At 33.4% G+C, this 13,118-nt stretch carries 14 protein-coding genes; 6 read left to right on the top strand and 8 right to left on the bottom strand.

Features of this window, described 5'->3' with window-relative positions:
• The first annotated feature begins 178 nt into the window (after positions 1 to 178).
• The gene (locus ACKI42_RS08235; protein ID WP_407404314.1) at positions 179 to 2,977 is read left to right on the top strand and encodes a GH92 family glycosyl hydrolase; all 2,799 of its coding nucleotides are present in this window, start codon (positions 179 to 181) and stop codon (positions 2,975 to 2,977) included.
• A gap of 74 nt (positions 2,978 to 3,051) precedes the next feature.
• On the opposite strand, the gene ACKI42_RS08230 is transcribed toward ACKI42_RS08235, so the two are convergent.
• Positions 3,052 to 3,768 carry a phytanoyl-CoA dioxygenase family protein gene (locus ACKI42_RS08230; protein WP_407404312.1) on the bottom strand — a complete coding sequence of 239 codons (717 nt, stop codon included), beginning with the start codon at positions 3,766 to 3,768 and terminating at the stop codon, positions 3,052 to 3,054.
• A 2-nt stretch (positions 3,769 to 3,770) separates the two neighbouring features.
• Positions 3,771 to 5,036 carry a dicarboxylate/amino acid:cation symporter gene (locus ACKI42_RS08225; protein ID WP_407404310.1) on the bottom strand — a complete coding sequence of 422 codons (1,266 nt, stop codon included), beginning with the start codon at positions 5,034 to 5,036 and terminating at the stop codon, positions 3,771 to 3,773.
• 211 nt (positions 5,037 to 5,247) lie between these two features.
• Between ACKI42_RS08225 and ACKI42_RS08220 the strand changes: the two genes are divergently transcribed.
• Positions 5,248 to 5,739 (top strand): BON domain-containing protein, encoded by a 492-nt coding sequence (locus ACKI42_RS08220; RefSeq protein WP_407404308.1) that lies wholly within the window; start codon positions 5,248 to 5,250, stop codon positions 5,737 to 5,739.
• Between the two features lie 11 nt (positions 5,740 to 5,750).
• Positions 5,751 to 6,170, top strand: coding sequence for an SH3 domain-containing protein (locus ACKI42_RS08215; protein WP_407404306.1), 420 nt, complete (start codon positions 5,751 to 5,753; stop codon positions 6,168 to 6,170).
• A gap of 92 nt (positions 6,171 to 6,262) precedes the next feature.
• On the opposite strand, the gene ACKI42_RS08210 is transcribed toward ACKI42_RS08215, so the two are convergent.
• Positions 6,263 to 6,889 (bottom strand): alpha-ketoglutarate-dependent dioxygenase AlkB family protein, encoded by a 627-nt coding sequence (locus ACKI42_RS08210; protein WP_407404304.1) that lies wholly within the window; start codon positions 6,887 to 6,889, stop codon positions 6,263 to 6,265.
• 23 nt (positions 6,890 to 6,912) lie between these two features.
• Positions 6,913 to 7,755: a bifunctional helix-turn-helix domain-containing protein/methylated-DNA--[protein]-cysteine S-methyltransferase gene (locus tag ACKI42_RS08205; protein WP_407404302.1), complete on the bottom strand. Its 843-nt coding sequence runs from the start codon at positions 7,753 to 7,755 to the stop codon at positions 6,913 to 6,915.
• A 188-nt stretch (positions 7,756 to 7,943) separates the two neighbouring features.
• Between ACKI42_RS08205 and ACKI42_RS08200 the strand changes: the two genes are divergently transcribed.
• From ACKI42_RS08200 to ACKI42_RS08190, 3 genes are read left to right on the top strand one after another with little or no spacing between them, the layout of a single operon-like run.
• Complete coding sequence (locus ACKI42_RS08200) at positions 7,944 to 8,348, top strand: PH domain-containing protein (RefSeq protein WP_407404300.1); 405 nt, start codon at positions 7,944 to 7,946, stop codon at positions 8,346 to 8,348.
• Between the two features lie 4 nt (positions 8,349 to 8,352).
• Positions 8,353 to 8,934: a hypothetical protein gene (locus ACKI42_RS08195; protein WP_407404298.1), complete on the top strand. Its 582-nt coding sequence runs from the start codon at positions 8,353 to 8,355 to the stop codon at positions 8,932 to 8,934.
• Positions 8,935 to 8,986: 52 nt separating this feature from the next.
• On the top strand, positions 8,987 to 9,649 hold the full coding sequence (locus ACKI42_RS08190) for an HAD family hydrolase (protein WP_407404296.1): 663 nt from the start codon (positions 8,987 to 8,989) through the stop codon (positions 9,647 to 9,649).
• A 113-nt stretch (positions 9,650 to 9,762) separates the two neighbouring features.
• On the opposite strand, the gene ACKI42_RS08185 is transcribed toward ACKI42_RS08190, so the two are convergent.
• The 4 genes from ACKI42_RS08185 to ACKI42_RS08170 all read right to left on the bottom strand — a co-directional run bounded on the left by ACKI42_RS08185 (position 9,763) and on the right by ACKI42_RS08170 (position 13,097).
• Positions 9,763 to 11,154 carry an arginine decarboxylase gene (locus ACKI42_RS08185; protein WP_407404294.1) on the bottom strand — a complete coding sequence of 464 codons (1,392 nt, stop codon included), beginning with the start codon at positions 11,152 to 11,154 and terminating at the stop codon, positions 9,763 to 9,765.
• A gap of 117 nt (positions 11,155 to 11,271) precedes the next feature.
• Positions 11,272 to 11,901 carry a thiamine diphosphokinase gene (locus tag ACKI42_RS08180; RefSeq protein WP_407404292.1) on the bottom strand — a complete coding sequence of 210 codons (630 nt, stop codon included), beginning with the start codon at positions 11,899 to 11,901 and terminating at the stop codon, positions 11,272 to 11,274.
• Complete coding sequence (locus tag ACKI42_RS08175) at positions 11,891 to 12,460, bottom strand: cob(I)yrinic acid a,c-diamide adenosyltransferase (RefSeq protein WP_407404290.1); 570 nt, start codon at positions 12,458 to 12,460, stop codon at positions 11,891 to 11,893. The genes ACKI42_RS08180 and ACKI42_RS08175 overlap by 11 nt, the downstream gene beginning before the upstream one ends.
• Positions 12,461 to 12,512: 52 nt before the next feature.
• On the bottom strand, positions 12,513 to 13,097 hold the full coding sequence (locus ACKI42_RS08170) for a hypothetical protein (RefSeq protein WP_407404288.1): 585 nt from the start codon (positions 13,095 to 13,097) through the stop codon (positions 12,513 to 12,515).
• Between the last annotated feature and the right edge of the window lie 21 nt (positions 13,098 to 13,118).

Raw genomic sequence — 13,118 nt, 5'->3', positions numbered from 1 at the left:
TGAATAAATATCCGTAATTTTATCAAAACAAATCATAAGGCAAATCTTAGTTAAATCATTAAATGTCAGAAACTTAAAGATACTAATTTTTGCCTTTTATCACAAGCTATTTATTCTAAATTTACAATCGAACTCAGGTTTGTAGTATTTTAGGCATTCTTTTATTTCGACCAAACACATGAAAAAATTACTATTCATCTTAATAAACTTAGCGACCTATCCCCTTTGTGCGCAAAATTATGTGCAATACGTCAACCCTTTTATAGGGACAGGTGGACACGGACATACGTTCCCAGGTGCCACTGTGCCTTTTGGGATGGTACAGCTTTCTCCAGACACACGCATAGACGGAAGTTGGGACGGATGCAGTGGCTATCATTATTCAGATTCTATCATCTACGGATTTTCTCATACTCATCTAAAAGGAACAGGAGTTTCAGACTATGGAGATATTATGCTGATGCCTACAATGGGAAATGTAAGCTTTAATAATAAAGATTATTCTTCTCAATTTTCTCATAAAAACGAAAAAGCAACTGCTGGATTTTATTCTGTAAAACTAGATAAATACAATATAGATGTAAAACTTACTGCTACAAAAAGAGTGGGATTTCATGAATATACCTTCAATAAAGCTGGGAATGCCAATATAATTTTAGATCTAAACCATCGTGACAAATTACTAGAAGGAGAAGTAAAAATTATCGATTCTAAAACAATAGAAGTCTTAAGAAGAAGTGAAGCATGGGCAAAAAACCAATATGTGTACGCTAGAATTGAGTTTTCTAAGCCAATGAAATTATCAAAAAAAGAGGCTAATGGAAACACACTTGCAACTCATCTTTCCGGAACCCAATTGGCGGTTGCATTCAGTTCAAATGTAAAAAAAGGTGAAACGATATCCATAAAAGTAGCACTGTCGCCAACAGGGTTCTCTGGAGCGCAAAAAAACATGATTGCGGAAGGGAGTTCTAAAGATTTTGAAACCGTAAGAAAACAAGCTGCCAATTATTGGAATAATGAACTTTCTAAAATTGAAATAAAACCAAATAACAACGATAAATTAGCTATTTTCTATACGGCTTTATATCATGTAATGACGCAACCCAATATCAATTTGGATGTTGACGGAACTTATAGAGGCAGAGACAATCAACTTCATATGGCAAGAGGCTATGATTACTATTCTGTATTCTCGCTTTGGGATACCTTCCGAGCCGCACATCCATTGATGACACTTTTGGATAAAAAAAGAACTTCAGATTTTATCAATACCTTCATTGCACAATACGAACAAGGTGGAAAATTACCTGTCTGGGAATTGGCTTCTAACGAAACTGAGTGTATGATTGGATATCATGCAGTCTCCGTAATTGCAGATGCCATGGCAAAGGGTATCAATGGTTTTGATTACGAAATAGCATATCTGGCTTCTAAAAATTCGGCAATTCTAGATATTTTCGGGCTAGATGCGTACAAAAAGAAAAATTATATAAGCATAGATGATGAGCATGAAAGTGTTTCTAAAACATTAGAATACGCCTACGACGATTGGTGTATTGCCCAAATGGCGAAAATGCTTAATAAAAAGGAGGATTACGCTTACTTTATGAATCGTTCTCAGAACTGGAAAAACCTTTACAACCCTAAAAATGGTTTTATGCAAGCCAGAAAAAATGGAAGTTGGTACCACCCTTTCGATCCAAGTGAAGTGAACAACCATTACACAGAAGGCAATTCTTGGCACTATTCTTATTTCGTACCTCAGGATATTCCAGGATTAATTTCTGCGCATGGAGGAAAGGAAAATTTCGAACAATTTTTGGATGATATATTCTTAGCTTCAGATAAAACAACGGGCAGAGAACAAGTAGACATCACAGGACTTATTGGCCAATATGCGCATGGAAACGAACCAAGTCACCATATCGCGTATTTATACAATACCGTTGGAAAACCTCAAAAAGCAGAAGAAAAAATAACTTATATTCTAGATAATTTCTACAAAAATACACCCGATGGACTGATTGGTAATGAAGATTGTGGACAAATGAGTGCGTGGTATGTACTGAGTTCTATGGGATTGTATGCCGTAACTCCAGGAAAAACTGAATGGGAAACTGTAACCCCGTATTTTGATGAGATTAAAATTAATTTTGAAGATGGTTCAAAAAAAACTATTACTAAAAACACTCCAGCTTATGAGCTGAAAAATTTAGGATTCGAAGATGCCCCTATTTTTAAAGATATAAAATATGCAGAGCAAATAGCCGCACCTATAATTGAAGCAGACCGATTATTTGAGTTTAAATCTGAAGTAACCATCACACCGCTTAACAATGGAGATAAAATATTCTACTCCACTGATGAAGAGATTGATAATAAGCCCAAAATCTTCAAGAAGTACAAAAAACCTTTTACCATCAGCAAGACAACTCACGTTTCTGCATACGCCACGCGTAAAGGAAAAAAAAGCTCAATCAACACAGCAGACTTCCATAGAAGGCCCAATCATTGGGAAATCACAGTGAAAGCAGATGCGAATGCACAATATACGGCTGGAGGAAACCTTGCCCTCATTGATGGCTTGTATGGTACAGAAAATTGGAGAAAAGGAGACTGGCAAGGTTATCAGGGACAAATTTTCGAGGCCATTGTAGATATGAAATCACCTCAAAGCATCAACCAGATATCTTCTTCCTTTCTTCAAGATTCTAGATCTTGGATTTTAATGCCCCAAAAAGTAGAATATTTTGCCTCAATTGATGGGAAAAATTATATTTTATTAAAAACCATTACCAATACATTAGATGCAAAAAACGAAACAGTACAAACTATAAAATTCGCGGCAGATCTGCTTCCCACAGAGGCTAGATTCGTAAAAGTAATTGCTTATCCTTATGGCAAATTACCACCGTGGCATCAAGGCGCAGGCGGAGATTCGTTTATTTTTATTGACGAAATACACATTCAATAGTTGAAGATTTTAAGTTAATAATTTAGCCATGAGAAAACCTCCCCTTGATGAAAAGAGAGGTTTTCTTTTTTTTATTAAATTAATAACTGTTCAGACCATTTCAAATCTTCGGGTAATTCTTTATCCGAAAATTCTATATGGATTACTCTTCTCCTTTTCCCACTCACAGATCTATTAGAGCCATGAAGCAAAAGAGGTTTCATAATCATTATTCCGCCTTTTTCTACCTTACAAAAATCTTCAGTTTCTATCCTCCAATCTATATTTTCTGGTCTATAAATTCCTTTAGCATGAGATTGAGGAACCACTTTTAACGCGCCATTTTGCTCATCAGTATCATCCAAATGAATTCTAATGGTAAAAATATTTTCCAAAACGTCCGTTGGTGGTTGTACAGCAAACTGGTTTTGCTTGTTAGTCCAAGGTCCAAAATTCGGAATTTCTTTCTTTTCGTTGACAGAAATCGTTAAATCTTGATGATAAGAAACATACCAATTTGAAGTTTCAGGCTTATCAAAATAAATGCTTTTCACCACAAAATAATCAGATCCAAAGAGGTTTTTAATAATAGATTTTAAATTTTCATTAAAAATAAAAGAATTAACCTCTGGAATTTCTTTTAAAAACTGTCTAATGGCAAATAGATCTTTCGACTTTCTAAACGTTTCTTTGGACGTATCTATAGAAGAAATAATAGCAATTAGATGATCTACTTCTTCCTTAGAAAAAACATTGCTGATAATGGTATAACCTTTATCAGCAATAGTCTTATGATGTTTGTGATAGTTCACTTTTATTCAATTATATTTTTCATTTCTTCAGTTCCATCGCCTAGATCGCCTTCCCATTTGGAAACTGCTGAGGTAGCAAGAGCGTTACCCAATACATTGGTCATACTTCTTCCCATATCGCAGAAATGGTCTATCGGCAAAATAAGAGCAATCCCTTCTGGCGGAATCCCAAACATAGAGCAGGTAGCAACTATAATTACCAAGGAAGCTCTTGGCACACCTGCAATCCCTTTGGAGGTAAGCATAAGTACCAACAACATGGTAATCTGCTGTCCGACACTCATCTCTATTCCGTAGATTTGAGCAATAAATACGGCAGCAAATGTCATATACATCATACTTCCATCAAGGTTGAAAGAATATCCTAATGGCAAAATAAATGAAACCACTCTGCTATTACATCCGAATCTTTCCAACTCTTCTACCAATTTTGGGAAAACCGCTTCTGAGCTTGTTGTAGAGAATGCAATTAGTAATGGTGCTTTTATTCTTCTTAATAACTCGAATAAACGATTCCCTAAGATAAAGTAACCTACCAATAGTAATACCAACCATAAGACAGCGAGTGCAAAGAAAAAATCTCTTAGATAAACCGCATACACTAAGAATATTTGAAAACCATTGGTTGCTACTACCGCTGCAATAGATCCCAAAACTCCAAGAGGGGCAAACCACATAATGTATCCTACCATTTTTAGGATGGCGTGCGCTATAACATCAAAAAATTTGATAACTGGTTGCGTATATTGCTCTCCCATATTGGCTAAAGCTATCCCAAACATAATGGAAAAAACTACTATTTGAAGTACTTCATTGGTAGCAAATGCCTCAAAAATACTTTTAGGAATAATATGTTTTACAAAATCCTCCATAGAAAAACCTTTGCTAGATTTCACCAAATCTTCAGCAGAAGACAAATCTTGAATAGGAAGTTTGGTAACATGACCAGGCTCTAACCAATTGACTAAGATAAGCCCTATGCAAAGAGAAACCAAGGATGCAGAGATAAACCAAAGCATGGCTTTAGAACCTACTCTACCGATCATTTTCATATCACTCATCTTGGCAATACCTACCACCAATGTGGTAAACACCAATGGCGCAATAATCATCTGTACCAATCTTATAAAAATCGTCCCTAGAAGTTTTATATTTTTAGAAAAAGGTTCAGCGCTTTCTGGGTATCGCAAATGAACGATGCCGCCAATACCTACACCAATAATAAGCGCGATAATGATGGCTAAAAATAGTTTGTTTTGTCCTTTCATATCTTAAGTTGAATATTCGCAAATATAACGGTTTTTCAATTGAGGTTAAAAATTTTGTTAATTCTCTTAAAATTTAATTAAATAAAAAAATAACTTACACACTTTTAAAGCTTTGAATAATAAATCAATTATTTTTATTTATTATTTAGATAATTGGTATAGATTTTATTATTACATTTGAGTATAATTAAAACATTAAATTAAATTGACTATGAAAAAAACAATTGCAATGTCTGCTTTAGCATTAGCAGTATCATTCGGAGCTATTTCGTGTAAAAAGAAAATATCTGACGCGGATCTGCAAAAATCTGCTACTACTATTGTTACTGCAAACCCAAGTGCTTCTGTAGAAGTAAAAGAAGGTGTAGCCCATCTTAGTGGTACTTTTGCAACACAGCAAGAAAAAGATGCAATGGTAGCCCAACTAAAAGCGATCACGGGAGTGAAAGAAGTACATGATATGGCAACTATTGCTGCTCCAATAGAAACTGCACCAGCAGTAACTACAAATTCAGCTGTAGATCCAGCTGTTCAGCAAAAAGTGAAAGATGCATTGAAGGATTTCCCTACAGTAAATGTAGAAGTAATTAACAATGAATTGACGCTTACAGGTACTGCTTCTTCTACACAAGCTAGAAAAATTAAGGAATCTGTGGATGCATTAAAAGTAGGAAAATATACTAATAATATCGCTGTAAAATAATTTAGAATACAATGAGTACATTACAAGATAAATACGCAAGCGTAGTTTCTGCAGCTCAATCTGCAGGTGTTTCTAATCTTCAAGTTCAAGAGCAAGATGGAATTTTATATGTAAAAGGTAATGCCGCTTCTACAGCAACTAAAGATGCTGTTTGGAATGCTCTAGGTGCAATAGATTCTACGTATTCTGCTACAGACATCAATATCGATGTACAAGTTTCTGGCCTTGCTGCTGGTGCTAACTTATCTGTAGCAACAGAAGATTCTAACCTAAATATCAGACAAGAGCCTTCTACAGATGCTGCTATCGTAGGAAAAGCAGCTAAAGGTTCTTCTGTAACCTTGGTAGAGCAAACCTCTGATGATTGGTGGAAAATAAAAACTGCTGACGGACAAGAAGGCTATGCTTATGCAAGATATTTGAAAGCGTAATCTTCTTCAGATAAAAAATGTGTTAAAACAAAGGACATTCTTTTTTGAATGTCCTTTGTTTTGTATTTAAATACTAGGTTTAAATTTTTATTTTATATAACTCCTACCTGTTTTCCTACAATTGTTCTAAACGTTAAATTAATTCTTGGAGCTTTACTTTTTGTTGTGGGAGGCAGCCGATGAACCCAATTTTCTTGTGTTGCTCCTTTCATTACGAGTAAACTTCCGTTTTCCAAGAGTATTTCTACTTTTTCTTTCGTTGATTTATGTTTAAATAAAAACTTCCTCTCGGCACCAAACGTTAATGATGCAATAGCCCCATATTTTTTTAAATCCTTTTCGTCGTCGCTGTGGTACGCCATTCCCTCGCTCCCATCATGATAAAGATTGAGTAAGCAAGAATTGAAGGTTTCGCCTATTTTCTCTTCGCATCTATTTTTCAATTCTAATAATCCTTGTGTCCAAGATAGTGCATATTTTGACCTTTTTGAGTAGGTATATTCAAAATTTTCGTCCCCAAACCAAGCTACTTTTCTTTTTGTAATAATTAACTTCCCAAAAATCATCGATTCATCATTTTCCCAAGGAATTTGATTCAACAGATACTGATAAAAGCTTGTAGATTCCTTCAAGGAAAAAATTTTCCCATAATAATTCACCTCACCATCTTTTGGCAAAATTTGTATTGGGAATTCTAAATTCTCATCAAATAAACTCATCTATTTAGTTTTAAGTAAAATATTTATACCCCAAGTTGAGCACTTTCCCAACTAATCATGATTTGTTTTCTATCGCTTCCCCATCTATATCCACCAATCATTCCGTTAGATTGTATTACACGATGACATGGAATAAGAAACGCTACAGGATTACCTCCAATTGCCGTGCCTACTGCTCTTGATGCTCTCGGATTTCCTATATTTTCTGCCAAAATTCCGTAAGTAGAAAGATTTCCCATCGGGATTTTCAGTAAACTTTCCCAAACTTTTAATTGAAAATTGGTTCCTTTAAGATGAAGTTTAATATTCGGAATGGTATTTTTTTCTTTATTAAAAATGGATAAAGCATCGTTTTGCATCTCCACAATTTTTTCAAAAAAAATCGCATTTGGAAATTTATTTTTAAGTTCTAATAATGTTTTTTCTTTAAAATCTTCAAAAGCTAAATAACAAATTCCTTTTTCTGTAGATGCTATCATCACATTTCCGAAAATTGTTTCAGCAAATTGATAATTTATTGTTAGGTTTTTCCCTCCATTTTTATACTCAGCAGGTGACATTCCTTCTATAGAAACAAACAAATCATGCAATCTACTTGTACTCGATAATCCAGTTTCTAAAGTTGCGTCTAATATTGTTGAATTTTTCTGATTCAGAATCTTTTTTGCGTGTTTTAAACTTAAAAATTGCAGAAATTTCTTAGGACTTGTACCTGCCCATTCTGAAAATAATTTTTGAAAATGAGCTTTACTCATGCCTACTTCCTGAGCAATATCTTCCAAATTTGGCTGATGCATAAAGTTGTCCTGAAGGTAGGCTATTGCTTTGGCAATGCGATAATAATCTATCTGATTTTGAGTAGACATAGCAATGTATTTATTCTTCAAATTTCTGAAAAAATAGGTAGTGAAAAAATCTGAATCGTGTTAAATTTCGTATTATTTAACAAAAACAAAGATTTAGTTTTCATTCAAAAGCCTTAATAATCGTGGAGCTATCTTAATTTTCTTATCTTGCAGATAGAAAAAGATCAACACAAAAAAAATCAGTATTAATGAAAAAAATTGCTGTAAAAACAGGATGGGAAATCATTTTGCCTTTTAACATCATTATGTTAGTTACTATTTTTCTATCTATTGGAGATGAGTTTCTCATGTTAGCACTCATTATAATTCCTTTTACTTTATTTTTTAATTATATTTTATTCAGTATTCGATATTATATAGAATCTCATTTTCTTGTTATAAAATCGGGTATTGCACCTACGGTAAAAATAAATATTAATAATATTACAACCGTAAAAAAGACGAACGATCCTAGTGCCTCTGCTGCTCCTACGATATTTGGACGCATAAAAATTACAGAAATTAATAATACGTTAATTATTACACCCAAAGATTTCAATGAGCTAAAGACCGAATTGCTTACCATAAACCCAACAATTTCATTTAAAGAATAAAAATATGAATTGGACTTTAATTTTCAATCCTTTCTCAAAAATTTCGTCAAAAACATTAATGCTGGTAGGAGTTGTAACGTTCTTACTGGGTTGTTTTGTTTCTTGGCATTTCAAAATGATTTATGATGGTATTTTAGATGTACATACTTACCCAAAAATTACGTATCTAAGGGCTTTTGCATCCAATGCTATGAATGTTATTGTATTATGTACATCACTATTTATACTAGCTAAAATCATCAATCCAAGTGCTAAAATGATTGACATATTGAACACTTCATTTTTGTACAGATTACCCATCTACTTCATTGCGGCTCTAAGTAACGTACCCATACTAAAAGAAGTTCAAGATAAAGTGACAGAAAATCTCTCTTCACTACCCAATCTACAACTTTCAACCACCGAGATGGTAACTACAATACTTTTTAATTTGATTTCTTTACTGTTATTAGCATACAGCATTGTAATTATCGTAAGCGGTTTCAAACAAGCTGCTCATCCAAAAAAATGGCAACATTTTTTGAGTCTTGGTGTTGCGATAGTAGTTGCAGAAGTAGTTTCTAAAATCTTTATCAGCCAAATGTAAATCTATACGCTACCCAATTTTTAGTTTTCTTACCTTTGCAAAAAATATAAATATGTCTTTAAAAGCAGTTCTTTTTGATATGGATGGTGTAATAGTAGATACAGAGCCTCTCCACAGAAAAGCCTATTTCTCTATGTTTAATGATCTAAACATCCCTGTTTCAGAAGAATTATATAGCTCTTTTACAGGATATTCTACAAAAAAAACATGCAATACATTGATAGAAAAGTATTCTTTAGAAAGTAATCACCAAGAACTTACGGATATTAAGAGAGATTATTTTAAAGATTATTTTGATAATGATACAGAGTTTGATCTAATACCAGGTGTAAGAAAATTGATTGAGCATTATCATGAAAATAATATTACGCTTATTTTGGCTTCTTCTGCAAGTATGAAAACCATTGATATGGTTTTTGAAAAATTCGGGATTGGAAATTATTTTAAAGGTAAAATAAGCGGCGCCGATCTTCAAGAATCTAAACCTCATCCAGAAATCTTCCAATTGGCTGCGAAAATGGCAAACGAATCTATAGAAAACTGTATGGTGATAGAAGATTCTACCAATGGTATTGTTGCGGCTCACAGTGCAAACATCTTCTGTGCGGCATACAAAAGCGAACATACGCACAACCAAGATTATTCTTTGGCAAATATCATTGTTTCAGATTATTCTGAATTGTATTTAGATGAAATTAAAAATCATTTTAAATAAAATAGCAAACAAAGCCTTTCTACTCGGAAGGTTTTTCTATTTGTGCCATTTATATTTAACAAAAAAATAGCTCCCAAAATTGAGAGCTAATTTGTTATATTTTTGGAGAAGAATTAATATCCTAATAATTTTAGAACATCTTCTGGTCTTTGTTCTTCTTTGAATAAAGTATACACAAAATTCCCTTCATCATCTTTATCAATTAGAATATGTTTTGGCTGCGGCATCAAACAGTGATGTACTCCGCCATATCCACTGATGGTTTCTTGGTAAGCACCTGTATTGAAGAAACCAATATACAAAGGTTTTGTATCCGTAAATACTGGAAGATAGATGGCGTTGGTATGTTGCTCAGAATTATAATAATCATCCGAATCACACGTCAGTCCACCCAAGAACACTCTCTCATACGTATCATCCCAACGGTTCAGCGGAAGCATAATAAAGTGACGAGAAATTGCCCAAGTATCTGGCAAAGTAGTCATGAATGAAGAATCTATCATATTCCATCTTTCTCTATCGTTCTGGCGTTTTTGAGAAATGATCTTATAGAGATGTCCACCGCTTTCACCTACAGTAAAACTACCAAATTCTGTATAAATGTTCGGTTCATCTACTCCTTCTTCCTCACAGAATTTTTTTATTTGCGAAACAATTTCGTTCACCATATATTGATAATCGTAATCGAAGTTTAGAGAAGTTTTGATGGGGAAACCACCACCAATGTTAAGAGAATCTACCTCTGGGGCAATTTTTTTCAATCTTGCATACACACGAAGACATTTGTACAATTCATTCCAGTAGTAAGCTGTATCCTTAATTCCAGTGTTGATGAAGAAGTGAAGCATCTTCAATCTAGCATTGGGATGCTCTGCAATTTTCTGGCTGTAGTAAGGGATAATATCTTTGTATCCTATACCCAACCTAGATGTATAAAATTCGAATTTTGGTTCCTCTTCTGAAGCAATTCTTATCCCAATATTAAAAGTAGTATCTATACTTTCTGTAAGCTTATCTAGCTCGCGATAGTTATCTAATATCGGTGTGATATTATCGAATCCACTATTGATAAGGTCTGATATTTTCATTAGATAATCATCAGTCTTGAAACCATTACAAATAACTTCAATACTTTTGTCTACTTTACCTTTATCGTATAAAGATTTAACAATATCCATATCGTAAGCAGAAGATGTTTCTAGTGAAATATCGTTCTTTAGAGCTTCTTCCAAAACGAAAGCAAAATGGCTAGATTTGGTGCAATAGCAGTATTTGTATCCTTTTTTATAATCGTGAAGTTCTATCGCTTCCTTAAACCACGCTTTTGCACGCTGAATATTGGTTGATATTTTTGGTAAATAATTAAACTTTAAGGGTGTTCCAAACTTTTCAATCACCTCCATTAATGGAATGTCATGAAAAAGCAAATTATTTTCAGAAACATTAAATTCTTCTGTAGGAAAATATAATGTTTGATCAATAAGTTCAGAATATTTTATTTTCATTTTCTGTAAATATTTTAAGAATGCAAAATTGCTAAAAAAGATTGATTTTTTGGATTTAAATCTTATTAAAATTTAAAGTTTTATCACATTATTGATTTGATACTTTTTATATAAAATCTACAAATATTTCGCGCCTACAAACACCAGAATATCACCTTTTTCGTAAAAAATAGACACCTCATCCGCCACAGCAAAGTTTCGGGTACCAATTTTTGTGGTGATGCCAAGGCTTTCATTCTTCAAACTCCAATTCAGACCACTCGTAGATACATTTTCAGCAATCGGAAACGGATACAACGAAATCATCTTCTGATTGACGTTATTCAAGACAAAATTTTTAGGAATAAAGAAATACTCAGAATGGGCATCAAAGAATCTTATTTGCAATCTATCTTTAAATGAATAAGCAACCGACAAATTTCCCAAAAAATGATCCTGCTCTCCTCCACTGGCTCCCAAAACATGAATATTCGTAAACCCTTTATCAGCAATAATCTCCAAGCTTTTACAAAAATCTGTTTTGTCCTGATCTGGTGTATGAATAAATTTCTCTTTATACAGCTCATCGTCAGAACCCGAATGAGAATCGAAATCGCCAGAGATAAAATCTAATTGATCCATCGGGAACCCATACCTTTTGAGATAATGAAAAGCGCCATCGGTACAAGCAATCAAACTATAATCTGAAAGATTAGGAAATGTTTTTGGAGGTTCTCCGTTGAGAAATAAAAGAACTTTATTTTTCATTCGGAATCCAATATTCTTCTGGCTCGTTATTTATTTTTGAGATATATCTTGCTAATACAAATAGATAATCTGAAAGTCTATTAAGGTATTTTATCAGTTCTGGGCGCACTGCTTCGGTCTCATTTAGAAAAACCATTGATCTTTCGGCTCTTCTACAAATTGTTCTTGATGCATGAAGAAAAGTTGCAGCTTGTCCACCACCAGGAAGAATAAAATATTGCAATGGAACAATTTTTTCGTCGAAGGCATCCATCCAATTTTCTAATTCCACAATTTCAGTATCAGTGATAATAAGTGGTAATCTAGATTTTCCATTCGCCAATATCAATTTATCCACTGGCGTAGCAGCTTCAGAACCAACAGTAAACAAATCGAATTGAATTTTTTTTAGCTGAGCTAAAACTTCTCCGTCTCTAATATGGCTTTTTGCAATCCCAATAAAAGAATTAAGCTCATCTATATTGCCATAGCTTTCTACTCTAGCGCTAGATTTGGAAACTCTAGTTCCGCCATACAAAGCAGTTTCCCCTTTGTCGCCTGTTTTTGTATATATTTTCATACCCCTAAATTACTGCATTTTCTTTTATCATAAAATTAAATTTTCTACTCTGCTATTTACTTATCTCCACATATTGCAAAACAGTTTTACTCACGGGATTATAGATCAAAGTGCTAGAATAAGGATATCTTTTCAATTTATAGTATTCAATACTTTTATTATTTCTAATATTATCTAAAAAGCTAGAATCAACCATGTTTTCTGGAAGAAATTTTTCTATAAAACTGATTTTATCAATTATATTTTGTCCATCAATCTTTCGAGCTACTTTATCAGATTGAGTCTCATCAGTTGTAGCTTGTCTTTCTAAAAAAGGAATGAGAACACTTTTATCTGCTTTATATTTAAAAATAAAACCTTCTGAACCATTTGGAAACTTAAACTTCTTACCTTTTTCTTCTGAAACTATAACCTCTCCAGTACTCGGAAAAACTTGATTAAACTGAACATCTTCAGTATTAGTAAGAGAATTTATAGATTCATTTACGGTCTTTTTTACGGTCTCTTCTACTGCTTTCTGAGCTCGTTGCTGAATTTTCTCTGTTGTTTCCTGAACCGTTTGATCTATTTTTTCTTCAATTTTATTACAAGATATTAATAATAAAATAGAGAAAAATGGCAAAATAATCTTCTTCATAAGTAAATTTGAGACAATTTA

The organism is Chryseobacterium sp. (genome assembly GCF_045629545.1).
In the GTDB taxonomy this organism is placed as follows: Bacteria; Bacteroidota; Bacteroidia; order Flavobacteriales; family Weeksellaceae; genus Chryseobacterium.
Note: the sequence above shows the minus strand (reverse complement) of the source record. Positions and strands in the feature narration are given on the sequence as shown.